We start from the raw sequence: 25,794 nt of genomic DNA on the forward strand, positions 1-25,794 counted from the left end.
TATTTCAATTATAGGGGTGGATTAACTTTAAGTAGCGATGCCTATATCCGGAGTCACTGGTGTTGCCATTCGTCAGTCAACAGCACGGTAGCATCAAGTCAGGATATATCAGGCAAGGACCTTTCCTCGAGCGACTATAGAAACGGAACTAACAATGAAACGTGGAAGTACGCATAACCCATCGGATATAAAAATAGCGCCAGAACATAATAAAGATACGAAAGTATTATTTGTTAATAATATGCGTCTGGTCACTCTGTTTATTGCCATTTTGGCGGGAATACTGCTGTTATTTGCAGCGGCAATTGGTACCTCTGGCTACTTTTTAAAACAAAGTAACCAATCGCTGGAAGAAGCGACTCAAGAACTGGATATCCGTCTGGGCCTGTCTAACAGCTCGAACCACCTGCGTACAGCACGCCTTATTTTGATTCAAGCGGCATCATCGGCACGTATCGGTGATACTCAAGGTTATCAACAAGGTCTGAAAAATGCAGAAAGTCTTATTTCTCAATCTCAGCAAATGTTTAACCTCTACTATAACCGCCCGATTAAATCCGAAACCGACACCGCCTTAGATGCACCACTGAAAAAAGCTTATGAAGAGTATCGCGACGATGGGATGAAGCTCATGCTGGCCGCGACCAAAGAGGGGCATTTTGAAGAAGTTATCTCGCTAGAAGCAGAAAAACTCAATCAGTTAGATGACGCCTACAATGAGCCACTGTTAAAAGCAGTTAAATATCGTACTGAGCGCGCTAATCAAATCAATCTGGCTGCTCAACAAGAAGCACGCCTGGGTTACATTCTGATGGGGGGAGCTTTTATTCTCGCCTTGCTGCTGACAGTCATTGCTTTCTTGGTGATCAGCAAAGTAATTATCAAGCCGATTAACTGGCTGGTAGAGCGGATCCAGCGCATTGCTCAAGGTGATTTAACCCAGAGTTCAGTTTCGTTTGGCCGCAATGAAATCGGTGTACTAGGCAACAACATTCAGCAAATGCAGGATTCACTATCCTCAACTGTTGAAGCCGTTCGCAGCAGCGCCGAATCTATCTATCAAGGCTCCAGTGAAATTGCATTGGGCAATACTGACCTTTCCGCCCGAACCGAGCAACAAGCGGCGTCACTTGAGCAAACAGCCGCCAGCATGGAGCAACTTACCGCCACAGTGAAGCAGAATGCGGAAAATGCACACCATGCCAGCCAACTGGCGGCTAACGCATCAGGAAAAGCGGCTCAAGGTGGTGATATCGTTAACGATGTTGTCAGCACCATGGATAAAATATCTCTCAGCTCAATGAAAATTGCTGAAATCACCAATGTCATTAACAGCATTGCATTCCAAACCAATATCCTGGCATTAAATGCAGCCGTTGAGGCTGCCCGCGCGGGTGAGCAAGGCCGTGGGTTTGCCGTGGTGGCCAGTGAGGTTCGTAATCTGGCGCAGCGTAGTGCTGATGCTGCCAAAGAAATTGAGTCATTAATTGAAGCTTCAGTTGATCTTATTGGCGATGGCTCAATTCTTGTGTCCGATGCAGGTAAGACTATGAAAGAGATAGTCACTGCCGTCACCCATGTAACTGATATTATGGGTGAAATTGCATCGGCATCTGATGAGCAAAGCCGCGGTATTAGTCAGGTGGCGCAAGCCGTGTCCGAAATGGACAACGTGACACAGCAGAACGCCTCTTTAGTACAGGAAGCCTCCGCAGCGGCAGCATCTCTGGAGCAACAAGCTGAAGTATTGACTCAAGCGGTCGCGGTATTCCATTTGAAGGGACGCAACTCATCCACGGCGCTTAAAAACCCAGCACCGATGTCGACAGCCCAGAATAAAACCAGCACCAATAAAAAGTCAGGTGATGACTCATTGAATTGGGAAACCTTCTAAGTTATCACTAGCAATAATTCAGCCGAGCTATGATTTATAAAAATAGATAACAAAACCGGAGGCAAGGTATCCACCTTCCTCCGGTTTTTTATTACTGCTCGATAACCACCCAGCAGCTAAAAGGGTCAAAAACACTACTTATGCAGTGGCTCAACAAAGGTGCCATCATGGCTGTCAATTTCATTAAAGAACCAGACGCCCGCAGGGTAATCCTCTAGCGAAACCAAGTACATGACACCCTCGCTAAACTGTTCCACCTCTAAAACAACCCCTTCACGTCGTGGGCCGCCATCGGTTTTTACTGTCACCCGATCATTCACTTTCATGATATTACCTTTGGTTAAATCAATGTTGCTAGTGTAGTACAGAATCAGGTGAGAATGATAAGGTTTACGCGCACTCAACGGTATGCTTTTGATGAAAATATTGAAGGGAAATATTCACGCAGAGGATTAGTTAGGTAAATCAGCGAATCGATGTAGAGGGAGTGTTAATTGATTGGATTTTGCTTTGCACTAGAAAGTAAAAAACCCGCCTTAGCGGGTTTTTTTATAATCAGCCAAAGGCCAATTAGATTGCAGTTACGTTTGCTGCAGACGGACCTTTAGCACCGTTCTCGATAGAGAACTGTACGTTCTGGCCTTCAGCCAGGGTCTTGAAGCCTTGATCTTGGATTGCAGAGAAGTGAACGAACACGTCTTTGCTGCCATCAGCTGGAGTGATGAAACCGAAGCCTTTAGACTCGTTGAACCACTTTACTTGACCTTTCATCATGTTAGACATGTGTATTTCCTTTATTAAAAAATTTTGCCACCATGGGCGTGTTATAGCCGGTTATCAGTCGTTACTTATGGAGGCACTATGAAGGAAATTCGTCAGTGAAGAGCTATCAACGATAACGCTTTAAATATGAACCACTTTACTCAAGATGTCGTGCATAAATAGGTCTGTACCACAGGCCGAGACGCATTAACTCATGACCGGCTTTTAATAGCAACTCTTTTTAGCAGGCAAACTACAGATTCTTGTTTGTATGACTAAAATAAAGCCAAAAAAGCTATTTATTATACTCTTGAAGCTTTGTTTTACACATAATAATCACCAGAATTATTATTAATAGGTGGCGGCACCGCAGTGCTTTTAGTCTCAACAGAGTAAAAATATCTTCAACAGCCTATTTTCATCATCTTTGCGGGGAGCGGCTGAAAGTTTATCTATTGAATTTGCTATAATAAGCAGCCATCTATACCTGAGAGGAATACATGAAAGCCAAGTCTGCCACTTTAGATGATGTTGCGCGCCAGGCTGGTGTTTCATATCAAACCGTATCTCGCGTTCTAAACCAGGCACCGCATGTTTCGCCAAAAACTCGCCATAAGGTGGAGTTAGCGATGACTGAGTTGAACTACGTCCCTAACCGGGTTGCTCAGCAGCTTGCGGGAAAGCATAGCCTAACACTAGGATTAGCCACCACCGACCTCTCCTTACATGCTCCTTCACAGATAGCGGCGGCTATTAAACGAAAGGCCCGTGAATTGGGATATAACGTCGTTATTGCTATGATTGATGACCATAGTGAACATGCCTGTCAACAAGCCATCAATGAGCTATTGGCTCAACGGGTTGATGGCATTCTAGTTAATGTCCCTTTAAAACCGAAGCGCAGCCAGAAGATTGCCCAGCAATGCGCTGATACCCCAGTACTTTTTCTTGATGTAGACCCGCAATCTGCCGCGTTTAGTGTTTTATTCGATCCTAAATTAGGGGCAATTCAGGGGGCTGAGCACCTTATTGCATTAGGCCACCAACAAATTGTATTTATCTGCGGGCCGAAAGACGCGATTTCTGCCCAATTACGTTATCAGGGATGGTTACAAGCGCTCAGTACCGCCTCATTAGTTCCGCAAGCGGTCTATTATGGAGAATGGAACGCTCGAAGTGGTTATCAGGCAGCACAGAAACTCCTTACCAGCAATATCCCCTTTAGCGCCATTTTAGTTGCTAACGACCAAATGGCACTGGGAGTGCTACGCGCCCTGCATGAGCACAATATCGATGTGCCAAGTCGAGTTTCGGTGATTGGTTATGATGACACCGCCGACAGCGCCTACTTTCATCCCCCACTGACGACGATCAGACAAAATTTTAAATTATTAGGTGAAGAAAGTGTTTCTCGCCTGATTGTCAGACTGCACCACACCATTGAGCCTCTTTCTGAGTCTTTGCTGTTGACCACCGAACTGACGATACGCCAAACAACTGCCATATTTAATCCTAAAGCGCGTGAAAGTGAATAAATGCGATCACTCTCGACTATTTAACCCGCCGCTGTTTACTTTACTTTCTGCTGAATCCATCTTGACTGCATCGAAATTGTGAGCGCATAACATTTATTTTTATCGCTGACTAAAACAAGAAAATACTCACCAAATATGAGGCTGATACCATGACGTCACTGCAAAAGGCTGAACAGCAAGTGAAACCAACCCTATCGCAGATTCTGTCTCGCCGGGATTGGGAAAACCCGCAGGTGACGCAGTATCATCGTCTCGAAGCACACCCGCCTTTTCACAGTTGGCGTGATATTGACGCTGCTAAAAGCGACACCGACTCGCCACAACGGCGGCTACTCAATGGGCAATGGGCATTTAGCTACTTTACTCAGCCCGAATTAGTCCCCGATGATTGGGTTGAGCATGATTTACCTGAGGCAACATCACTGCCAGTACCCGCCAACTGGCAGCTCCATGGTTTCGACACACCTATTTATACTAATGTGCAATATCCCATCCCTGTCGATCCCCCTCGTGTACCGCAGGAAAACCCAACTGGCTGCTATTCAAGTCATTTTACTTTAGAACCTCACTGGCTATCGTCAGGACAAACCCGCATTATTTTTGATGGGGTAAATTCTGCATTTTATCTGTGGTGTAACGGTCAATGGGTGGGATATTCGCAAGACAGCCGCTTGCCTGCGGAATTTGATCTCACGCCTTATTTACAGACAGGCGATAACCGTATTGCGGTATTGGTGTTGCGTTGGAGTGATGGCAGTTATTTGGAAGATCAGGATATGTGGCGGATGAGCGGCATTTTCCGCGATGTCAGTTTACTGCACAAACCTGATATTCATTTGCGAGATATTCATATTGCAACTCACCTATCTCCCGAATTCAGTTCAGCTAACTTAAAGGTGATAGCGGCGATTAATATCCCACTGCTTGATATTAATAATCCGCAAATCACCGGAGCCTACCAAGTCCGTGTTCAGCTTTTCCTCGCAGATACTTTGGTCGCAGATTTACAGCAGCCCCTTGGTACACAGGCGATTGATGAACGGGGCAATTATACGGATCGTACCCACTTAAACCTTCGGGTAACTTCTCCATTATTATGGAGCGCGGAACAACCAACGCTGTATCGTGCTGTCGTTTCTCTACTCAATAGTGAACAGAAACTTATCGAGGTCGAGGCCTATGATGTTGGTTTTCGGCAAGTTGCAGTTCATCAAGGGCAGCTCAAGGTAAACGGCAAAGCAGTGCTGATTCGTGGCGTTAACCGCCATGAACATCATCCACAAACCGGTCAAGCCATTGATGAAGAAAGTATGTTGCAAGACATCATTCTGATGAAGCAACATAATTTTAATGCTGTACGTTGCTCGCACTATCCCAATCACCCGTTGTGGTATCGGCTGTGCGACCGCTATGGACTGTATGTTGTTGATGAAGCCAATATTGAGACCCATGGAATGCAGCCGATGGGGCGACTAGCCGATGACCCACAGTGGTTTTCTGCTTTCAGCGAACGAGTTACCCGCATGGTTCAGCGTGACCGTAACCATGCTTGTATTATCATCTGGTCGTTAGGTAACGAGTCCGGCCACGGAGCTACGCATGATGCCCTCTATCGCTGGATAAAATCCAATGACCCCACCCGGCCAGTCCAATATGAAGGCGGTGGTGCAAATACTGCTGCAACCGATATTGTTTGCCCAATGTATGCCCGAGTGGATGAAGACCAACCGTTTCCTGCCGTACCTAAATGGTCAATAAAGAAATGGATTGGTTTACCAGATGAATCTCGCCCATTGATTTTGTGTGAGTATGCCCACGCGATGGGAAATAGTTTTGGCGATTTTGCCCGTTATTGGCAAGCGTTCCGTGAGCATCCTCGGCTACAAGGGGGCTTTGTTTGGGATTGGGTAGACCAGAGCTTGATTCGTAATGATGAAAATAACCAACCTTATTGGGCTTATGGCGGTGACTTTGGCGATACCCCAAATGATCGCCAATTCTGTATGAATGGGCTGGTTTTTCCAGACCGTACTCCTCATCCAAGCTTATATGAAGCACAATGTGCTCAGCAATTTTTCCAGTTCTCATTACTAAGCACCACTCCGCTAGTAATAAGCATAACCAGCGAATATCTATTCAGAAACAGTGACAACGAACAGCTCTATTGGCGAATAGAGTCAGAGGGGAAATTAGTTCTGGAAGGAAATTTTGAGCTGAATTTATCCCCCGAGAGCACACAGCATTACACTCTGGCTGAACAACTACCGACCATCGATAAATTAGGGAATCTATGGCTGAACGTTGAAGTCAGACAAACGAAAGCAACATCTTGGTCGTCAAATAATCATCGCTGCGCCTGGCATCAGTGGCGTTTACCTCAGGCACTCTCCTTCACTCGTCACTCCCAAGCTAAAGTTGCCACACCGAGTCATCTCCAACTACAACAAGATGCACACCATATTATGGTGGTCCATCAGCAGCAGCGCTGGCAATTCAGTCGGCAAACTGGATTATTAGAACAGTGGTGGGTAGGCGAAAAAGCCATGTTGTTGGCCCCGTTACGAGATCAATTTGTCCGCGCCCCCTTAGATAACGATATCGGTATTAGTGAGGCAACTCGTATTGATCCCAACGCCTGGGTTGAGCGCTGGAAAAAAGCTGGGATGTATCAATTAGAGCAGCACTGTTTATCGCTACAGGCCGATAAATTATCTCTCTCAATACAGATTAGCGCGGAGTATGGCTACAAATTTGCCGATGAACAGCTATTGCATTCACATTGGCTATACCACTTTGATCAGCATGGTCGAATGACTATTGATGTCCGGGTTCAAATCGCTACATCACTCCCCTCCCCGGCAAGAATTGGTATGTGCTGCCAATTATCCGATGTCGCCGAAAATGTTGACTGGCTAGGCTTAGGACCGCACGAGAACTACCCTGATCGCCAGCTCTCTGCACAATTTGGACATTGGCAACAATCTCTCAGTCAAATGCATACTCCCTATATATTCCCAAGTGAAAATGGTCTGCGCTGCAATACTCGCAACCTGAATTACGGAAACTGGCAATTAACTGGACAGTTCCATTTTGGTATCAGCCGTTATAGCACGCAGCAGTTAATGACGACTAGCCATCAACACTTGCTTAAACCAGAGCCGGGCACTTGGCTGAATATTGATGGTTTTCATATGGGAGTGGGCGGCGATGACTCCTGGAGCCCTAGTGTCCATACCGATCATTTACTGACCAATGAAATTTATCAGTATCAGGTCCGTTGGCAGTACAAAGTCCAGTAATCAGATGGTATAAAATCCAGGTTTTATCTTTATTGGGGTGAAGTAAATTCAGTGATCGTTTTCTGTGATTTCGGATTTATACCTATATCGCCCCAAGAGGAAGCCTTCTACTATCAAAGTGTTCCAAACATCTCTTAGTCTTGATTGTAGCCATGCAATAAGCCATACATGTACTACTCCTTTGCAAATTTATGCGCCCGCCCTATCGGGCGCTTTTTTGTTTTCGACTCCTGCGATACCCTCAAACTCTGACAATATCGTCATCACTTAAGCACATTCTCGCCATGAACTATTTCTATTGCGGGACTAAGATAGTCATTCGGTTATTAGCATAGCTATTGACTTAGTATCTTCATGCGACAAGAGGAATATTATGACATCGTTAACTCATCTCCCGGCAAATATGGTCGCGATTGAAATCACCCAAGCTGGTGGTCCAGAGGTTCTCGTTCCAGTAAAAAGACCGACACCTATGCCCGCTGCGGGCGAAATATTAGTTAAGGTTTCAGCCGCTGGAGTTAACCGCCCTGATGTCATGCAGCGTCGCGGGCAATATGCTCCACCACCCGGAGCGTCAGATATTCCAGGGCTAGAAGTCGCAGGTGTGGTCGTTGCTCTCGCCGCCGGTGTCAGCCGCTTTAAGATTGGGGATAAAGTCTGTGGGCTCATCGCAGGGGGCGGTTATGCCCAATACTGTGTTATACATGAAACGAATGCCTTGCCTATCCCTAACAACCTGACAGAAATAGAAGCCGCCGCCCTGCCAGAGACATTCTTCACTGTGTGGACCAATTTATTCCAGCGCGGCCATTTTACTGCCGGTGAGACAGTATTAATTCACGGAGGCTCTTCGGGTATCGGAACCACGGCCATCTTATTAAGTAAGGCATTCGGCGCAAAAACAGTTATTGTTACCGTCGGTTCCGAAGAAAAACGTCAGGCATGTCTGGCGTTAGGTGCCGATATTGCCATTAACTATCATACAGAAGACTTTGTTGCTGAAACCAAGCGGGCCACCGCAGGAAAAGGCGCTGATGTTATTGTTGATTTAATTGCTGGCGATTATGTCGCGCGTAACTATGACGCTGCTGCTATGAATGGTCGTATTGTTCAGATTGGTACGCAGAATGGCAATGCCAAAGATCTAAACTTTATGTTGATGCTGTTAAAACGCCTCACACATACGGGCTCAACTTTGCGCTCACGCAGTGTGGCAGAAAAAGCGCTCATCGCCCAAGAGCTGGAACAACAAGTTTGGCCGCTGCTGGGTCAGAACAAAATGAAACCGCAAATATTTCAGACGTTCCCATTGGAAGATGCAGCAAAGGCCCATGAATTGATGGAAAGCAGTACACATATTGGTAAAATTGTGCTGACCGCTTAGCGTGGTTTCGACCTATAACTGCCCGTATCGTGAAGATTCATCAGGTGAAAGTTGAAGTGATTGCTTTCACCTGATGAATAAATAAAATAGTAATATCGCCCCTGCTTAGCTATAACAGTTTTGCAAACTAATTCATCGAATTGATATACCTTAAATTTAACTTTTCATGCTAATCTATAACAAACCATTATGGTTTAATTTTTATGCGCTATTAAATACAAGGTCATAATTATGGACATAATTAAAAAAATATTAATCGACGACATCGCAAGAATAAACCAGAAAGAAAATAGAGATGGCCGGTTAAAATTTAACAGCGATTTTGTCTACAAACATCCCTACCTCTGCCTGGCGATGTTGATCTCATACTTTTTTGTATTAGTTTTAATGTACTTAACACCTTACTTTGGTACTGGCTATATGATCGCCTTTACCGTTTTCTTTGTCTTGATGTCAGCCGTTCTGATGATGGAAATCAAACCCGTATTTAAGTTTGATGATATTGGCATTCTTGATTTACGTGTTTGTTATAACGGCGAATGGTTCTTCAGTCGCGCATTATCAAGCCAAGCAATTGATGAAATACTTAATAATAAAAATATCAGTGATGATTTTAAGCTGCGATTTAAAAATATAATTAGTAATAAAGGTGAAATAGACTTTTATGATGTCTATGATTTAGCCTATTTGCAAAAAAAGTCGATGCGAAGCAATGAACTGAATGATACCGCATCATTAGCCAGTACATCGGCGATCAGACAATAATCAGCATACTCATACCCAGCCAGAGACCAGGTGAGGTATGAGTTTATCTTTTAGCCAAAATTAGGCTTCCAGTCATTAAATCTTGGTAACCCTCATTGAGGTCATCGCCAGCTTTATCATCATTAGCAACTGTCGAAAACTTACCTTTTATTGACCTGACATATTCTTTTTGCTAGGTAAATATCGTTAATAAATCAAAATGATGCCTATAATAACGCTATTGTATCTAATAATAAGAGGCGACAGGCATGGACAAAATTGACGAACAATTGATTGCAATTTTAGCAGACAACGCACGGATATCCCTGAAAGACCTGTCTCAACAAGTCAACCTCTCCTCCCCCAGTACATCCGAGCGCCTAAGACGCCTCGAAGAACGTAATATCATCCGTAGTTATACATTGGATTTGGACCAGCGGGCCTTCGGCTACGGTTTACAAGCCATTGCGCGTGTGAAGCCTTTACCCGGAATGCGGCACATCACCGAAGAGATGATTAAGGAAACGTTGGAATGTGTCGAATGTGATAAAGTTGCTGGCGACGACTGCTTTGTTAGCCGCTTATACATTCATTCCATGGATCAATTGGATATCATCATCGATCGCTGGTCAGAACATGCCGAAATCCAGACTTCAATTGTAAAATCCTCCCCGATTATGCGACGGCTGCCACCATTAGTGCAGATAACGAAGACAAACAAAATCTAAAATCTGTGCCACAGACCTCACATTACCTATAATAAAAAGTTATGATCGACAAAATTAATATCTAGAAGCGGAAAGTTGATGAACAATTATAATCAAAGTCATGCGTTAGATTCATCGATTCTTACGCTCCCCTACAGCAGTTGGGATCAAAGCAATGCGGAAAACACCAGTGCCATCGAAGCGCTGGAGCAAGGTAAAGTGCTGTTTTTACCTCATCTAACCTTTGAGTTAAGTGAGCAGGAAAAGCAACTGCTTGACCCTGCATTGGTTGATGTTAAACGTAAAAATATCAGTTTTAAACCACAGGAAGGCACACTTACCGGTGTCACTGATGAAAGTAAAGTGGCATTAACCCGCCAATTGCTTGAGCGTTATTATCAGAGTTGCCTCAGTCTGGTGAATCAATTATTGCCGGAATATGCCACGGCCTTACGCAGCCCAACCAATAGTCTGCGCTTGCATCCGGTGACCGCCTGGCGCGATAAAACATCGTGGCGTAAGGACGATAGCCGCTTACATATTGATGCTTTTCCTTCGCGACCAAATTATGGCGAGCGCATCATCCGAATCTTTACCAATATCAATCCTCATGGTGAACCACGGTCATGGCGAGTCGGAGAAGATTTTACACAGCTTGCCAGCCGCTATTTACCACAGCTTGATAGCTATTCCCCTATTAGCAGTTGGCTGCAACATAAGGTCGGTATCACCAAGCGCCGCCGTAGCCATTACGATCATTTGATGCTTCAGTTGCATGATAAAATGAAGTCAGATCTGGATTATCAAAAGAATGGTCAACAACAAGCCATTGATTTTCCTTCGGGTAGCAGTTGGATCTGCTTCTCAGATCAAACGCCACATGCGGCGATGGGCGGGCAATATATGCTGGAACAGACCTTCCTACTGCCGGTTGACGGTATGAAACACCCCCAGCAGTCTCCGCTAAAAATACTGGAGTCATTGACCCAGAAAACGCTGATATAATTGATGGCTGACTGCTGCCACTGACTGTGATAAATCCGCGGATAAGGCGGATTTATCACAGTGATAGGCTACATTTTATATGCCATAAATTAAGCATAAAAAAATGCATATCAGACTTGATCCGTGGCAAAAAAATAAATATCATTTTCCTCGCAATGTAAGCCAACCCAATAATAGTTTGACCTGAGGCAAAGAAATTGACCTCATCGAGCGTAGCCTGTGTGTGGCAGTTATTTAGCTATTCATCTTTGTTTTGGCTATAGGTATATATCTTAGATAGTGGTTTGATATTAAGTGCGAATGTTGCACTCGATAGTTGTTGAACCTTATCGGATAACTATTGGAGGTTAATATGGTTAAAGTCTATGACAGAAACAGAAACCAAATTATCCCAGGCAAACGTGTAATGGTCGCGCAAACCGGGGAGATCGACGTAGCGAAAGCTATCCATGCGGAAGGTCTGGCACCAGTACAAGCTGAGCGTGAGCCGGTGGTAGAATTACAGCAAACAGGCGAACGCTATGTGCCTTTCGATTTAGTCAGACTCGGCTAATAATCTTCCCTACATAGAATATTGGTAGGTTAGAAACTCAATTTATTAGTATCGATACTTATATACCGGAGCTAACCCCTATCTACTCGGTTGCTCCGGTCATTGTTATTTATATAATAACAGTAATTATCAAAAAGCCATTTAATAACAAAATGTAATTATGACAAAGGCAAATTCCATTTATAACCAAGATTGATTAACTTATCCGGCAGCTATTCTCGGCCACCGGATAAGCTCAGTTTAAATATGGCAAGCAGGCTCAATCACTTGGGCTACTTTCTTTTGGAAAGTTTCAAGCTGACAAAGTTTGTTCTCACCACTATTTTCACAACCTTCTATGGCCACAGGAACAATCCCGGCAGGATTATTTTTTAGATCTAATTTATCGGCATTTCTTAGTTGGTCCATCGTTTGATAAAACATCTTCACCGCTACATAGCGTTGGTGATTCTCAGGATTTTGCCAAAGCTCAAAGACCAATCCCCCTCCTGGCGGCGTATTATCCGGTTGCTGCGGCAACTGCCAATTAGCCCCCAGCATACCCGCAATATTGGCGATATTGGTATCGTGCCCGCCGAGGAAAAGTACTTTAGTTTGTGGTGATAATGGGAGTGTTTGACCCTGTGCATCGCGTTGTAGCACTAACGCGGTGTCAATCTGCTGTAACAACGGAGTGCCTTTAGAGCGGGCGATATAGGGTGTTTTCGCCATCAAATCAAATTGCGCATTATGTAGCGATAGTAGAGAAACCCAATTTTCGGCCCCACTGAGCCGATGCCAGGCAACATCCGGCATCGCTTGTGAGTTTTGTAACAGGAAAATTTCACCTAATGTGGATGACAGCGCCAGTGGCCCACTTAATGAGACTTTCGTCCCTGCTTTATTCACCTCAATCTTATTGGCGGCAAAAGTGGCAAAGTCACAAGTTTTTCCGTTTTGTTGTAACATTTTACAATAAGGTGACGCCGTAAAATTGAGCACCTCGCCCATCTGAGCAAAAGGTTTGGCATAGCGCTGGCTCAATGTGCTTAATGGCCCCCCCAACCGCTCCTCAACTGCCTTATGAGTTTGTACCGAATCTAACTTGCAAACCCCGGCATCAACCGGATGAAATAGTGGGTCTATTTTTTTCAAGTCAGCCTGATAATGGACCTTCAAGCCGCAACCCGGAGCGACGCCATCGAGGAATGCCTGCCCGGTTAACCGGGTGCGTTGGTCAACATCCGCTTGTGCGTAAATAGCGCCATCAGCCGGACATCCCGCAGGTAATAACCCCTGACTGCGAAAATAATCACCATAAAATCCGCCCATTAGCGTCACTAATTGCGCCCCGCGAGGGGTTAAATAGCCCGCTTTTACAGGCCACTGCGGCCACTTGTCAGGTGTTACATCATTCATTAGCTGTGTTTGTTTCGTCGGCGAGCGAACCCCATGGCGACTCAAAATCACCACGCGCTCCAAAGTGTAACCGCCAGGTTGTGCGACAACTGGCGCAGCACTGATAGTAAAACTACTTAGCATCAAAGTTAGTGCGGCGAACCGCAGAGGTTTTTTTGCTACTGTCATAATTTTATATCCTTATTAAAACTACGAATATTTTTGCCCTATCGAGTATGGTCGACGATAACTCACCTCACAATGTACTAAAGCAACAAACAGGCATACCCCTGGTAGACGAAGGGCTAACATGAAAAAATTTTGTGTTGGGACGCGCTAAACTTGATTCGCTTCTCATTGTTAGAATGCTAATTAGCCGATTATGTAATTAACAATGCTTATACTTAAGGAGGAACCAGACAGACCTACTATCCGCTCCATAGCTAGCGCCGTAGGGTTGATGGAAATAACCCATAATCCAATAGACAAATCATAAGGAGTCTGACATGCGGAAAGCAGGCGATATCGACAGAGTTATGTCGGCCAGACAACTTCCCAATAAAGCTGTAGCCCTGATCCTTGCCGGGGGCCGCGGCTCACGCCTTAAAGACCTTACGTCTGTCCGGGCAAAACCGGCAGTTCACTTCGGTGGAAAATACCGCATTATCGACTTCGCACTATCTAATTGCCTTAATTCAGGAATTCGCCGTATCGGGGTGATAACGCAGTATCAGTCCCATACCTTGGTACAACATATCCAGCATGGTTGGTCATTTCTCAGTGAAGAGATGAATGAGTTTGTTGATTTATTACCGGCGCAACAACGTCAAGGCCAAGAGCATTGGTATACCGGTACTGCTGATGCGGTGTTCCAGAATCTGGATATCATCCGCCGCTATCGCGCTGAATATGTGGTGATTTTGGCGGGGGACCATATTTATAAAATGGATTACTCACGCATGCTGTTGGACCACGTAGAGAGTGGCGCAGCCTGCACCGTAGCTTGCATTGAAGTGCCAAAGGAGGAAGCAACTGCCTTTGGTGTAATGGAAGTATCCGAAGATCTGCAAGTGAAAATGTTCTGGGAGAAACCTGAAGACCCACCGACACTGCCCGGTAAGCCAGACCGTAGTCTAGCCAGTATGGGGATTTATGTGTTTAACGCCGAGTTCCTGTTTGGCCTGCTTGAGAGCGATCATGCAGACGAAAGTAGTAGCCATGATTTTGGTAAAGATATTCTGCCAAAAATCACTGAACAGGGCCATGTTTGGGCACATCCGTTCTCTCTGTCCTGTGTTTCCACATCGCCTGATGCCCCTGATTATTGGCGGGATGTCGGAACACTGGATGCTTATTGGCAAGCTAACCTCGATCAGGCCGCCATCACACCTGAGCTCGATATGTATGACCCTAATTGGCCAATACGTACCTATGCCGAGCCACTACCACCCGCAAAATTTGTTCAGGACCGCTCTGGCAGCCATGGCATGACCATGAATACGTTGGTTTCCGGCGGCTGTTTTATCTCCGGCTCCGTGGTGGTTAACTCCGTGTTGTTCTCCCGTGTTCGCGTCAACTCATTCTGTAATATTGATTCTTGCGTATTGCTACCCGACGTCAATGTCGGCCGCTCTTGTCGCTTGAAGCGCTGCGTAATTGATCGTGCCAGTACCATTCCTGAGGGGATGATCATTGGTGAAAATGCCGATGAAGATGCCCGTCGTTTCTATCGTTCAGACAACGGCATTGTCCTTGTCACCCGAGAAATGCTGGCAAAGCTATAAAAGCGGAGATGGCCTGACATAGACAAGCTGGGAATAATTTATATAATCAGGCCAAACAAATGAAAGGGTTTGATTATGTCATTTACTGAATGGGTTATTCTGGGTGTCGTTATTGGTTGTGCCGTCGGTGCCTTGCTGAAGATTTTTGGTAAGAAAAAAGACAGCTAGCCTTTTCAGTTCTCTGAATCAGTAACCTAAGACGGCACTTAGCGGTGCCGTCTTTTTTTAGCGCGGCCAAGTGATCCAAAACAAGTCAATCAACGGCGCACTGACCATCACCAGCCACAATAATAAAGTGCTAAACATAGCGCGATGCAATAGCTTAGTTGCCCCGCGCCAGCGCGAGTCGAGAGAGCGCCCATTCACTGGCTTTCCGCCCCATAATTGCTGTAACGCCATATCAAAATCCGCTGTTTGCGGCTCACTGGTATACAGCAAAGCAAAAAGTCGCTCATCAAGCCATAAACGCCAGCAGTAATAATGGGTAACACCGGCAAGCAGTAATAATAGTGCGGCAATCATGCTATCGGCGCCCCATAGGGCAAAGATGATGGGTGGCAGCGTTAAGGCAGCCAGATAACGCCAACTGGCAAGATGAATGGTCAACACCTGCCCGGCGACGGGGTGATTTAGCATGCTGTTTTCCTCTTTTGCCATAGCGCGAGTGCGTGTAAATGCTGCGGCTGCAACACCACTTGTGGGCGAGCTTGCTGCAGCAACTCAGCCGCCGCTTGCACAGTCGCGACTCGTTGCGTATCTAACAACCATGCCGCAATCACCAATGCACTGCGCGACATACCGAGCGCACAATGAACCAACACCGTCCCCTGTTGCTGCTGGAGTTGGTCAAGGCTCGCAACTGCCTGGGCCAATTGCTTCTGCGTCGGCACCACTAAATCCATCAATGGGCAGCATATATAGGCTTTATGGCGGCTGTTAAGGCTGCGGCTAAATTCTGCGGTGACATCCAATACACTGGCCTGCGCTAACGGTACTCGCGGGTAACTGCCAATAAATACGCCGTCTGCGACTTCTACCGCTTGGGGCAATCGGCGGGTGAAGCCATACATCGAGAGCCACGCCCCCAGCCGGTAAGGCCATAATAGCAAGCGGGCTGAAGGTGAAATCTGGCCATCTTGCTGCTTTTGGAACACACCCACGCCCCAACCGCTATAGCCAGCAGCCACCGCAAGCAGAGCCAGTGCTAACCATCCCAGTATAGACCAGCCGCCCCCCAGCCACAGACCCAAACTACCCACCAGTATCGCTGCACCGCCATACCAGAGCGCCAGCTTCAGAGCCGGACGACACGGTCGCTGCCAACACCAACCGCTATTTATCGGGATCAAATAGCTGACAACAACACCCGCCGCCAATCCAGTGACAATATCAATCACATGATGCTGCCAAGTGGTCAGAACTGATATTGCAATCAATGCAAACCAGCCACTCATTAACCAACGCAATGTCCCTTGGCAGTGCGGCCAGAAGCGCAACCATAACAACCAGGCCAGTATGATGTGCAATGAAGGTGCTTGGTTGTATGGTAAGTCAAACATTTCCAACTGTTGGAATAACCACCCAAATGGCCCGTCAGTCACTGGACGAACAAAACTGAACTTGAGTGGGAATAATAGGAAGCCTAGACAGGCCACCAGCGAGGCCATCACCAAGCGCCATGCATGTCGAGTTTGCTCTCGTAACGAAGTGCAGATAAAGAGCGACAAACCATAGAGCAGGTCAATGCTCCAATAGGGCACAATCGTCCAGGGCAAAAAAGGAATATGGTGCTCCCAGCCATATACCACACTGCCCACGCCAACACGGCTTGCGGTGAAATGGTTGGTCTGGCCATAGCTGATAAAAAATAGTGGGGCCAGCAACAATAGCCACAGCACAGCTCGTCGCCAGAGCTGCCTGCAGCTTACCAGACTATCAACCTCAGTCATGCGCACGACGTACCGCCAGCGACACGGTAAAAATCCCCCACTCGTCAATCAACTGATGGCATTTATCAAAACCGGCCTGCTCGACAAGCGCATCCATCTCACCCTGACTGCGCACCCGCATTACCCACGGCTGGCCCCCCTGATGGCTGGTCAATGCACGGGCAATCATCTTCAGTTGTGGATGCCAAGGTTGCCCGGTATAGACCAGCACGCCGCCGGGCGGAACCGCCGCTGCCAGCCCAGCCAATGACGCCGCAACCATCTCGTTTTGCGGGAATAGCTCATACAAGCCAGAAACAATCGCCAGTGTAGGATTGGGCGTCAGACTCGCCAGAGAGTCCCGGTCGAAGGCATCGCCTTTTTCAAAATGGGCCACTTCAGCCAGATTGCGCTGCGCAATCATGGCCTGCCCTTTTTCTACATTCAGCTCGCTATAATCACGGAGCAGGATTTGTTCAACATCAGGTTGCTCGGTCAGGGCATCCAGCACATAACGACCATGACCTGCGGCAATATCGACAATGCGCAGTGGCATCCCTTTATCACGCAGTTGCGTCAGTGCCATTTGGATTGTCTGTTGCAGATGGACTTTACGCATCCGAATGCCGCGCCAGCCAATGCTGTTGAGATATTGCTGATCAAGATACTTTCCTAGCTTGTTCTTGCCCTCCGGCTGGTTGCGATAGACATAATCCAGCGTGCTGCCAGAGTCAAAACCGGTTTCGAACCCTAAACGTACCCCGGTAGCACTGCTGCCCAGTGTCTTCATGCCATAGCGCAATGCGCGATAGTATAATCCTTCAGCAGAATAGGGTTTTAGTGGCACTTGCAGTGCGCGATAGCTGTCCGCACTGGCACTCCAGCGATCTTCATAGCGGTAATTGTGGCGAGGCAGTTCTTCGGTATACAGGCGCTCAATAAAAATACGCATTTTATCAAACGCCAGTTGGCGATCTTTTTCACCCAAGGTGTCGTGATAGAAACCGGGCAAAATATGTTGCTCTTTCACCGGGCTACTCAGCCGCTGGTAGAATTGTTGCTGTGGCGCGCGATGGACCACAAAATCGTCACCCGAAATCAGTAATTGTGTCGGTAAGGTAATGGCCGCAGCATCCTGCACAATTCGGTCGGCGGCGCGGTAGAGATCTAACAGAATATTGACCGCAATTGGGCGGCTGACCAGTGGGTCATTATCAAAACTGGCAACACGCTGTGCGTCGTGGGTCAGGAATTTACCTTTGACATAGGATTTAACGTAAAACAGCCCGCGTAAACGGTGCATTAAGGTTAATCCAGGGCGAGCAAACGGCACATACAGTTTTACCTTAAATGCCGGTGACGCCAGAATCATTCCGCGAATTTTCGGCGCATAGTCATGTACCCACGTCGAAACCAGTACCGCCCCCACGCTCTGTGCCACCACCATAATATCTTGCATCGCGACTTGGCTATCAGTGGCGGCAAAACGGACAAATTCATCAACATCTTGTACCGAACGAGCCAGACTTGGGCTATAGCCACGATCCCCCGGCGACTGACCATGCCCTCTGGCATCCCATGCATAAAATGTCACATCCGGCAGCATCAATTCATCAACAATATGCTGTAGACGTCCTGAATGTTCATGACCACGGTGAAATAGCACGATGACCCGTTTAGCTGGGCCATTTTGCGCCGGCCAACAGCGGTAAAATAGCGCGACATTGTCACTGGTGGTAAATGTCAGTTCCTGAGCAATACGATTTCCTTGAGTCACGGCATTTTCCTTGTTGCGAGCTGTTGCAGGGCGATAAAACGCTGCTGTAATTCAGTTCGGAATATCTGTTTGTCATCATGAAAATAGAAAGGTTTATCAACATAGATATCAATAAAGAATGGCACTGGGATGCGCTGTCCTTTTCCCATGGCCCGCCCTAGTCCATGCATATACACCGGAGTGATGGGTACGCTGGGAAATTGGCGGCTCAAATACCACAGACCAGATTTAAATTCGGAGAACTTTTCCGGTTCGCCACGGGTTCCTTCAGGAAACAGAATCACAATTTTGTTATTGGAGAGCGCTTCAATGCAGCCCGCCAAAGGGTCACTGCCCTTAGCTGCACCACCACGGGTTACCGGAATAATGCCAATCACTTTAATGGCGAACCAGGCAATGGCGCGGTTACGTAGAAAGTAATCCGCTGCCGCGACCGGATGAACTTGTGACAACGTCGATAAGGGGAATAAGGTAAACAGCGTCAATATATCTAAGTGGCTATTATGGTTTGCCACCACAATTGCCGGCCCTTTGAGGGGCAGTTGTTTTCGCTGCCAGACAGAAACCCCCAGCCATACCAGCACTACCGGATACGCCACACACAGCGTAAAAATCCAGCGCAATAGTCGGTTCACGGCCAGCCCTCAATAATAAAAATAACGAATGAAATGGAAAAATAGCGGCGCGGTATAGATCAAGGAATCCAGCCGGTCGAGAATGCCACCGTGACCAGGTAATAATTTGCCTGAATCTTTCACCCCAAGATCGCGTTTAACTGCTGACATCACCACATCACCGCAGAACCCGGTTAAACCAATCAGTAACCCGGCAAGCAGTGAAAACGCGAGGTTCATCGGTGTTAATAGTGGCCCCAGAATACCCGCTAATACCATGGTGGTTGCCACTCCGCCCAGCAAACCGGCTAGCGTCTTATTTGGGCTAACTTTCGGCGTAACCTTGATGCGGCCTAATGATTTCCCCCATAAGTATTGAGCAATATCATTCAGTTCGGTTAATGCCACCAAGAACACCACTAACAGCGCGCCCTGCCCGCCAATACCGCCGGGTAATACCATTAGGAATGCCACATGACTGAGTGCAAATACCGTGGTCATCAACCCCCAATGCATATTGGATGCCGCATGCAAGAAGCCCTGGGTATCACCAATCATCACCATGCGTACCGGCAAGAATAAGAAAGCATAAATTGGGATGAAAATAACAAACATGCCGTACCAACCCATTCCAATCCATAAATAATGAATCGGGATAGCGAGATACATCCATAGCAAAGGAATATTGTCAGAGCGACGAGTTGAAATAAGCGTCAGGAACTCTTTTAATGCCAAAAAACTAATAAAACCGAAGATAACCAGCGACAGCCATTTTGGGCTAACCATAGCGACGGCAAAAACAATAATAATCAGCCACCAACTGGTAATACGCTGGCGTAATTCCAGCCAGTCTTTTTGTGGGTAGCGCAATATCAAGACCAAAATAGTGACGCTGGCTACGGCTAATAAAGCAAAAATGACGGACAGACTGACAACAAGAGTCGAGTTCATATTATGCCTCTGGCTTTAGTGCTGCCCAGCAGCGGTTAATACAGGTCCATAGCAGTAATATGGATACCAGCGCAAACAACCACCCGGAATACGCTAAAGCCTGTGGCCATAGGGCAATTGCTAGCCCATAAGCCCCGAATAACAGTGCGCGGTCACTTTTCCCCATCGGCCCCTGATACCCGCGTGGACGGCCCAATGTTTGGGCCATAACACCACAAAACTCACTCAGTAAGGCGAGAAATACCGCTAATATCACCAGCTCCGGACGTGCAAAAGGCAGTAAAGCGAAGGGCAGATAGAGCGCCGCATCTGAGACAATATCGCCAATCTCATTTAATAAAGCCCCTAGATGAGATTGCTGGTTAAATTCCCTCGCCAACATGCCGTCAATAGCATTCAGCGCCATACGGAAAAACAGGAACACGGGCAGTAGGATAAACATCATCCGCGCTGGAAATAATAGCAATAAGCAGCCAACCACTAATGAGGCAATCAGGGTAAATAATGTGACCTGATTTGCCGTAATCCCCCGCCGGTGCAACCAAGCCAAACACGGGCGCAGTAACGCCTGAAATCGTGGTTTAATATCATAAAGCGTCATAAATACACCTGTGTATTGACCCTGAAAAAGTCAGCAATTGTCTGGTGTGGCGATATTTGAATATTCCACACCAAATGATTCTAGAAAGGTATCACTTGTGGCCGAAGAGACCAACAGGAAAAATGAGGCGAAAACCAGATCTATCAGATTGATTTATAGGAATTTTCTTGATTTCATTTCTTCGACTATTGCCAGCCCATTATTGCCGCGGAAAGTAGCGTCGAGTCAGCGGTTATGATTGAGTACTCAGCCCATCAGGGCTGCAATAGCTGCTCAGCCGTCACCACCGTGCCAAAGTCATCCAGCACCGAGTAAAATACCTTCATTCCAGCAGTCACCATGCCCTTGGTTTGCTCCAAAACAAAGCTATCCTGTCCTTTAGGATTAATCATGCCGCTTTCGGGGACGACACTCGCGACAATCTGGCTCTTATCGCGCCCCAGTGAGATTTCGAGCAACGTCTGGTGGAAAGGTGTGGGGTTACTAACGAGTACCGCAGATTTATTTCCTTGTTTTATCAGGCTAAAACGGAGTTGTTCCTGAATAGTGGCGGTGCTTATTCCCTGCAACTGCTGCGGTCGATAGAATAATTTGATCCGCGTTCTGAAGGCCATCTGCATTTGGCTGGCAGCATTGTTCGGTACCTTCTGTGGGACTTCCAGTACATTTAGCCAAAATACCGATTCACGATCACTGGGCAGTGGTGTGCCACTGCCGGTAAATAAGACTCTAAGACGTTGTGAGCGCGTGCCATCCAGACGCAAAATCGGTGGGGACACAATAAAAGGCGTGGTGATTTTCTCTGGTGGCGCTTCACTTTCGCCAAGATCGACCCAGATCTGAAGCAGCACCGCTGAGCGGCCTTCGTTAACCACTCTCAGTGTCGCTTCTTTATCTTTGGCGTTGACTATCAAACGCGTAGCACCCAGATAGATCTCGGCATGCGCTGCTGGAATCTGGCTACACAAGGCCATCGCACTGGCGAGTAGCAAACCACTTAACCATCGACCTTTCAAGTTTAAGCCCCAACGATGAGAAGCTGACATAGTAGTCCTACTTATAATTCAGCGTGAAAGTGATTTCGCTATTAGCACTACCGGCACCCACCGAGTTGCCGGTTTGAAACAGCCCGGCCTGCATTGGCACCTGATAGTTGGCCTTTGAGGTCGCATCGTAGTTATCCAGCAGATAAACCGTACCAAAGGTCACCGGTGTACCCGTACCACGTAATAGTTGGATGCCGACACCACTGGCTGTGGAGCTTGCATTCGGTGCCACTACACCATTCGTAGCATCAAGCACTTTCGTCGTGGCCGCAAAACTGTAACCAATGCTGGCCAACCCGGCTGGGCATTGGTTGAATGCCAGATTAAATGTTTTGCGGCCGGCATTAGAACCAACCCCATGAAAATCACTGACTGAAGCCTCGGGCAAATTCACCGTCACATTGGGCGTCGTGCAAGTGCCGCCAGCTGCGGCAATTGAACTCCCGGCTTTAAACTGGGTAATCATATAGGTGAGATCACCGACCGCAGGCGTGCCGTTATTGTAGATTTGCACATGGCGCATATAAGTCGGGTCGAACAACGGTATCGTGCCACTGGTCAGGGTTGTAGCGGTTTTGACGAAACGAATCTGGACATCAAGCCCCAGATAGAATTTGACCCCGGCATTGTAACTGATGGCGATCGACTCAGAATGTGTTTGCTGCCCCCCAGTGGCGATAGTTAACGGCTGCCAATTAGTGGTTTTACCATTCAGGCTAAAACGCCAGCGGGCAATGTACCCCAAGCCAGTCTTGCCAGTGCCGTTATAAACATTATAAGTTTGCCCATCGGTGCTGATACTGCTGTTTACCCCATAGGGTGGATAGCCCTGCACGCTAAAAGTAATTGGTTGCTGATAATTGCTATTAGGCGTGCAATTCCAGGCGGTAGAGTTATTTGAATTGATCCAAGGGCCAATCACACTACCGACGATACTGTCTTTACCTATTTCCAGCGACGTGGTATCGAAATACTGATAATAACCGCTGTTACGCGCGCAGTTAGCATACACCCCCTCGGCACTAGCCACTCCGGCATAACCCAGCAGCAGTAAACCACCTAAAAACAGCGGCTTCCAGCGGGCAATTACAGCCCATAGGGCTGAACTCAAGGGCAAAAAGTTACGTTGCATCATTATCGTATTCCTGTCTTCCGATAGTATTTATTTGCATATCACCTCTAACTGCCGGAATTCTCCCTGAGCCACAGCGCCGCCGGGTAATTTATAATCAAATCCACAACTTTCACCTGCACCCTCACCCCAGATGACGCGCAGATGGCCCTCTTGCTCATGCACCCGGACCAAGGCTTGCCCGCCCTGAGCGATATAGCCTACACCAATACCATTAGCATCTTTTACTTCAGCACCAAAAGGCAATGGCGTGCTATCCGCCCGATGCCCGGTCAATAGAATCGAATAACCGCTGGAAGTCTCAAACTTCATCAACGCCACTGCGCCCGCGGTTGGAGCAACCCGCTGACTGGTGGTTTTAAATTCCACATCTGACGACAAACCTTTCGGATCAAGTTCAACATCATTTTGTCGATAAGGGCTTAGATAAGGCACAATCGCCCGACCTCGGCTATCAAGGCGGGTACCTGAATAATTGGTCACTCGCGCCCCTGCCGCATCCGGTGCCTCGATAATGCCAACGGTATCACCCAACGTTGAGGCAAATATCACACCACCGCGATAAGCAACAACACCACCAGACACACTGCCGCTGACCTGATCGTAATCATTACTTTTCGAATAACTGCCACCAATAGTAGCTTTCGGTGCCAGCCAATTACCATTCACGCCCAGAGTGTTATAGCTGCCATTCTCGTCAGTACGATTATTCGCAACCGAAACACCATAGTTAAATTGACTATCACTTCCCGCAGAACCTGACACGCCAGTTTGTATCGAACTGCTCTCGCGAGTACTGGTATAGCTGGTGTTCAAACGCGGTGAGCCATTTTTGCTGCCCAATGGAATAGAGAAAGAGACACTCAACTGATTATCCCAATCCCCGCTAGACATATTGCGTAACCGGTTAAGGGCCACGTTATAACTCAGTGACTTATAACTATTATTATAGCCAAGCTGGAAATTCATATCGCGTCGTTGCCCGCCCCAGTAATCCTGCGCATTGGCGTTGGCATAAAACGCACCGTAACCCTCGGGCAGACCTTGGGTAATGCTGACTTGCGCCTGATTGCGACGACGATATTTAAAGCTGTCATCGTAGCTGGTGCTATCCGTTGGCAAGCTAGAATTGAAAACCGTTCTATTCACTTCGCCGTGCTGCAGATAGTCACGCATTCGCATAGCTTCAGAAGCTGTGTAAAAACCATCACTAGAGTAGTGGTAACTGGCAATGGTTAGGCTGGTATTGGTTTCGGGTAATGAATTGGCGTAGGTCACACCAATACTCTGACCATTTTGATCACTTTCCCCCGGTAGCTTGGTTTGCGCCTGTGTCACACTAAATGCCAGTGCACCGACGGAGGTATTAAATGCCAGCCCGGCAGAAGCAGAAAGATACCCTTCAGCCGCCACTACGCCACCATTGCCCGTAATCAGATTGGATAAACCATGGCGCACGGTTCCCATAAACAGAGCCGGTTTTTCGACCATTGAATTATCACGATACTCACCGGCCATCAGGGAATAACGCGTGGTTCCCGGTCGCAATAATTCAGCTATAGAGGTAAAAGGCACGACAAATGACTGTTCGCTACCATCAGCTTCGGTGATGGTCACACTCAGATTGCCGCCCTGACCAGTAGGATAGAGATCGTCGATGGCAAACGGCCCCGGCGGTACCGTGGTCTCATAAATAGATTGGCCTTGCTGTCGTACCACTACGCGGGCATTGGTGCGGGCAATACCACGGACCACTGGTGCATAACCGCGCTGAGAATCTGCAAACATGCGGTCATCCGAGGTCAGTTCAATACCGCGGTAGCTAATACTGTCAAATACCTGACCATCAGTGCTTGAATCACCCACCGTCATTTTACTGTACAGGGATGGCACGGCGCGCTCAGCATAGGTGGCCAGATTTTGATAATCAAATCCTTGGCTATCACTACGATTTAGTGCACTACGGTAATACAAACGCCAACTTTGCCAGTTAAAACCGCCCAACAGCCCCAGATATTGATAGGTCTGACTGCTGATATCGTGCTGGTTACTGCGATAACCGGTGTAGTCATATTTCAAGGTTGCCGCCGTCACCCCATCATCCCAATATTTGGGATTAACATAGCCACGGGCCTGACGGATTAAAAAAGCTTGAGGAACCTGAATATCCAGGCGCTGAGTATTCTCATCAAAAATGGCATTGCCGCCTTCCACGAGATTGCTCAATGGCAGGCACACACCCGTCGTTTCAAGCAGCTGTTGAACATCAGAAGTGATATGTGTGATATCAACTCCTAATTCCGCAAACAGTGTGGCGTCATAACAGGGGGAGGCAACTTTAGAATCCGGCGTAGGTAACTCAAAGCGCATATTCTGACGCCCAATCCACTGCTCATTCAGATAAATATCAACGCTGCGCTCACCCGGAGCAACAGGATTGCCCTCACTGTAACGCGCCGCATCTACAGAGAAACGGAGAAAAGAATCGCTGAACTCGACATGCTCAGGATCTTCAGCTGCTGAAGTTGAACTAAATAGCACACTACCCAAGCTACAAATAACAAGAGAGAATGCCGATAAATATTTCGGGCGCTCGCGTTTTTGATAATACATGTAATAACTAAGCATTATGTCGAGGCCATTAAATGAAGCTGCGCCATAAAAATGGCAGAAAGAGACAAATTAATTTTATTTATGTTTT

General features: G+C 47.2%; 21 protein-coding genes. 9 read left to right on the forward strand and 12 right to left on the reverse strand.

Features of this window, described 5'->3' with window-relative positions; translation table 11 throughout:
- Positions 1-154: 154 nt before the first annotated feature.
- Positions 155-1,894 (forward strand): methyl-accepting chemotaxis protein, encoded by a 1,740-nt coding sequence (locus N0H69_RS16515; protein WP_050106710.1) that lies wholly within the window; start codon positions 155-157, stop codon positions 1,892-1,894.
- 134 nt (positions 1,895-2,028) lie between these two features.
- Here N0H69_RS16515 and dsrB read toward each other — a convergent pair whose 3' ends face one another.
- Both dsrB and cspE read right to left on the reverse strand, forming a co-directional pair.
- Positions 2,029-2,220, reverse strand: a complete 192-nt coding sequence (gene dsrB, locus N0H69_RS16520) for a protein DsrB (protein ID WP_004701013.1) — start codon at positions 2,218-2,220, stop codon at positions 2,029-2,031.
- Positions 2,221-2,464: 244 nt separating this feature from the next.
- Positions 2,465-2,677: a transcription antiterminator/RNA stability regulator CspE gene (gene cspE, locus N0H69_RS16525; RefSeq protein WP_002210893.1), complete on the reverse strand. Its 213-nt coding sequence runs from the start codon at positions 2,675-2,677 to the stop codon at positions 2,465-2,467.
- Between the two features lie 479 nt (positions 2,678-3,156).
- On the opposite strand from cspE, the gene N0H69_RS16530 reads away from it, so the two are divergent.
- The 7 genes from N0H69_RS16530 (at position 3,157) to ydfZ (ending at position 11,883) form a co-directional block, all read left to right on the forward strand.
- Entirely contained in the window at positions 3,157-4,191 is a 1,035-nt protein-coding gene (locus tag N0H69_RS16530) for a LacI family DNA-binding transcriptional regulator (RefSeq protein WP_050151324.1), read from the forward strand.
- A 149-nt stretch (positions 4,192-4,340) separates the two neighbouring features.
- Complete coding sequence (locus tag N0H69_RS16535; RefSeq protein ID WP_050151325.1) at positions 4,341-7,490, forward strand: beta-galactosidase; 3,150 nt, start codon at positions 4,341-4,343, stop codon at positions 7,488-7,490.
- Between the two features lie 373 nt (positions 7,491-7,863).
- A complete protein-coding gene (locus N0H69_RS16540; RefSeq protein ID WP_050106713.1) occupies positions 7,864-8,874 on the forward strand; it encodes an NAD(P)H-quinone oxidoreductase in 1,011 nt (336 codons plus the stop codon).
- A 231-nt stretch (positions 8,875-9,105) separates the two neighbouring features.
- Positions 9,106-9,639, forward strand: coding sequence for a YlaC family protein (locus N0H69_RS16545; RefSeq protein ID WP_050106714.1), 534 nt, complete (start codon positions 9,106-9,108; stop codon positions 9,637-9,639).
- Positions 9,640-9,887: 248 nt separating this feature from the next.
- Positions 9,888-10,346, forward strand: coding sequence for an Lrp/AsnC family transcriptional regulator (locus tag N0H69_RS16550; protein WP_050106715.1), 459 nt, complete (start codon positions 9,888-9,890; stop codon positions 10,344-10,346).
- Between the two features lie 78 nt (positions 10,347-10,424).
- Positions 10,425-11,330, forward strand: coding sequence for a Kdo hydroxylase KdoO (gene kdoO, locus N0H69_RS16555; RefSeq protein WP_050151326.1), 906 nt, complete (start codon positions 10,425-10,427; stop codon positions 11,328-11,330).
- 352 nt (positions 11,331-11,682) lie between these two features.
- Positions 11,683-11,883, forward strand: coding sequence for a putative selenium delivery protein YdfZ (gene ydfZ / locus N0H69_RS16560; protein WP_032910764.1), 201 nt, complete (start codon positions 11,683-11,685; stop codon positions 11,881-11,883).
- Between the two features lie 240 nt (positions 11,884-12,123).
- Here the strand turns inward: ydfZ and N0H69_RS16565 are convergent, their stop codons facing one another.
- Positions 12,124-13,449 (reverse strand): AppA family phytase/histidine-type acid phosphatase, encoded by a 1,326-nt coding sequence (locus N0H69_RS16565; protein WP_050151327.1) that lies wholly within the window; start codon positions 13,447-13,449, stop codon positions 12,124-12,126.
- Positions 13,450-13,766: 317 nt separating this feature from the next.
- On the opposite strand from N0H69_RS16565, the gene glgC reads away from it, so the two are divergent.
- Positions 13,767-15,044 carry a glucose-1-phosphate adenylyltransferase gene (glgC, locus tag N0H69_RS16570; protein ID WP_050106718.1) on the forward strand — a complete coding sequence of 426 codons (1,278 nt, stop codon included), beginning with the start codon at positions 13,767-13,769 and terminating at the stop codon, positions 15,042-15,044.
- 225 nt (positions 15,045-15,269) lie between these two features.
- Here the strand turns inward: glgC and N0H69_RS16575 are convergent, their stop codons facing one another.
- The 9 genes from N0H69_RS16575 to N0H69_RS16615 all read right to left on the reverse strand — a co-directional run bounded on the left by N0H69_RS16575 (position 15,270) and on the right by N0H69_RS16615 (position 25,721).
- Entirely contained in the window at positions 15,270-15,680 is a 411-nt protein-coding gene (locus tag N0H69_RS16575; RefSeq protein WP_072077533.1) for a hypothetical protein, read from the reverse strand.
- The gene (locus N0H69_RS16580; protein ID WP_050151328.1) at positions 15,674-16,993 is read right to left on the reverse strand and encodes a phosphatase PAP2/dual specificity phosphatase family protein; all 1,320 of its coding nucleotides are present in this window, start codon (positions 16,991-16,993) and stop codon (positions 15,674-15,676) included. Before N0H69_RS16580 ends, N0H69_RS16575 begins: the two co-directional genes overlap by 7 nt.
- Positions 16,986-18,749, reverse strand: coding sequence for a bifunctional alpha/beta hydrolase/class I SAM-dependent methyltransferase (locus tag N0H69_RS16585; protein ID WP_050151329.1), 1,764 nt, complete (start codon positions 18,747-18,749; stop codon positions 16,986-16,988). Before N0H69_RS16585 ends, N0H69_RS16580 begins: the two co-directional genes overlap by 8 nt.
- The gene (locus tag N0H69_RS16590; RefSeq protein ID WP_050121917.1) at positions 18,746-19,384 is read right to left on the reverse strand and encodes a lysophospholipid acyltransferase family protein; all 639 of its coding nucleotides are present in this window, start codon (positions 19,382-19,384) and stop codon (positions 18,746-18,748) included. The genes N0H69_RS16585 and N0H69_RS16590 overlap by 4 nt, the downstream gene beginning before the upstream one ends.
- A gap of 9 nt (positions 19,385-19,393) precedes the next feature.
- Positions 19,394-20,314, reverse strand: a complete 921-nt coding sequence (locus N0H69_RS16595) for a phosphatidate cytidylyltransferase (RefSeq protein WP_050106731.1) — start codon at positions 20,312-20,314, stop codon at positions 19,394-19,396.
- Between the two features lies 1 nt (position 20,315).
- The gene (locus tag N0H69_RS16600) at positions 20,316-20,915 is read right to left on the reverse strand and encodes a CDP-alcohol phosphatidyltransferase family protein (protein ID WP_050106732.1); all 600 of its coding nucleotides are present in this window, start codon (positions 20,913-20,915) and stop codon (positions 20,316-20,318) included.
- A 254-nt stretch (positions 20,916-21,169) separates the two neighbouring features.
- Positions 21,170-21,961: a fimbrial biogenesis chaperone gene (locus tag N0H69_RS16605; protein ID WP_050151330.1), complete on the reverse strand. Its 792-nt coding sequence runs from the start codon at positions 21,959-21,961 to the stop codon at positions 21,170-21,172.
- A gap of 7 nt (positions 21,962-21,968) precedes the next feature.
- On the reverse strand, positions 21,969-23,096 hold the full coding sequence (locus N0H69_RS16610; RefSeq protein ID WP_050134715.1) for a fimbrial protein: 1,128 nt from the start codon (positions 23,094-23,096) through the stop codon (positions 21,969-21,971).
- Positions 23,097-23,123: 27 nt separating this feature from the next.
- On the reverse strand, positions 23,124-25,721 hold the full coding sequence (locus N0H69_RS16615; RefSeq protein ID WP_050151331.1) for a fimbria/pilus outer membrane usher protein: 2,598 nt from the start codon (positions 25,719-25,721) through the stop codon (positions 23,124-23,126).
- Positions 25,722-25,794: the final 73 nt, after the last annotated feature.

This window comes from Yersinia alsatica (genome assembly GCF_025133195.1).
In the GTDB taxonomy this organism is placed as follows: Bacteria; Pseudomonadota; Gammaproteobacteria; order Enterobacterales; family Enterobacteriaceae; genus Yersinia; species Yersinia alsatica.

Excerpts from the sequence above, each read along its gene's own strand:
- N0H69_RS16550 (WP_050106715.1), top strand. The coding sequence starts at position 9,888 with ATGGACAAAATTGACGAACAATTGATTGCAATTTTAGCAGACAACGCA.
- cspE (WP_002210893.1), bottom strand. The coding sequence starts at position 2,677 with ATGTCTAACATGATGAAAGGTCAAGTAAAGTGGTTCAACGAGTCTAAA.
- ydfZ (WP_032910764.1), top strand. The coding sequence starts at position 11,683 with ATGGTTAAAGTCTATGACAGAAACAGAAACCAAATTATCCCAGGCAAA.
- N0H69_RS16565 (WP_050151327.1), bottom strand. The coding sequence starts at position 13,449 with ATGACAGTAGCAAAAAAACCTCTGCGGTTCGCCGCACTAACTTTGATG.
- glgC (WP_050106718.1), top strand. The coding sequence starts at position 13,767 with ATGCGGAAAGCAGGCGATATCGACAGAGTTATGTCGGCCAGACAACTT.
- N0H69_RS16615 (WP_050151331.1), bottom strand. The coding sequence starts at position 25,721 with ATGCTTAGTTATTACATGTATTATCAAAAACGCGAGCGCCCGAAATAT.
- N0H69_RS16580 (WP_050151328.1), bottom strand. The coding sequence starts at position 16,993 with ATGACTGAGGTTGATAGTCTGGTAAGCTGCAGGCAGCTCTGGCGACGA.
- N0H69_RS16515 (WP_050106710.1), top strand. The coding sequence starts at position 155 with ATGAAACGTGGAAGTACGCATAACCCATCGGATATAAAAATAGCGCCA.
- N0H69_RS16605 (WP_050151330.1), bottom strand. The coding sequence starts at position 21,961 with ATGTCAGCTTCTCATCGTTGGGGCTTAAACTTGAAAGGTCGATGGTTA.
- kdoO (WP_050151326.1), top strand. The coding sequence starts at position 10,425 with ATGAACAATTATAATCAAAGTCATGCGTTAGATTCATCGATTCTTACG.
- N0H69_RS16575 (WP_072077533.1), bottom strand. The coding sequence starts at position 15,680 with ATGCTAAATCACCCCGTCGCCGGGCAGGTGTTGACCATTCATCTTGCC.
- N0H69_RS16535 (WP_050151325.1), top strand. The coding sequence starts at position 4,341 with ATGACGTCACTGCAAAAGGCTGAACAGCAAGTGAAACCAACCCTATCG.
- N0H69_RS16600 (WP_050106732.1), bottom strand. The coding sequence starts at position 20,915 with ATGACGCTTTATGATATTAAACCACGATTTCAGGCGTTACTGCGCCCG.
- N0H69_RS16610 (WP_050134715.1), bottom strand. The coding sequence starts at position 23,096 with ATGATGCAACGTAACTTTTTGCCCTTGAGTTCAGCCCTATGGGCTGTA.
- N0H69_RS16545 (WP_050106714.1), top strand. The coding sequence starts at position 9,106 with ATGGACATAATTAAAAAAATATTAATCGACGACATCGCAAGAATAAAC.
- N0H69_RS16540 (WP_050106713.1), top strand. The coding sequence starts at position 7,864 with ATGACATCGTTAACTCATCTCCCGGCAAATATGGTCGCGATTGAAATC.
- N0H69_RS16530 (WP_050151324.1), top strand. The coding sequence starts at position 3,157 with ATGAAAGCCAAGTCTGCCACTTTAGATGATGTTGCGCGCCAGGCTGGT.
- dsrB (WP_004701013.1), bottom strand. The coding sequence starts at position 2,220 with ATGAAAGTGAATGATCGGGTGACAGTAAAAACCGATGGCGGCCCACGA.
- N0H69_RS16595 (WP_050106731.1), bottom strand. The coding sequence starts at position 20,314 with ATGAACTCGACTCTTGTTGTCAGTCTGTCCGTCATTTTTGCTTTATTA.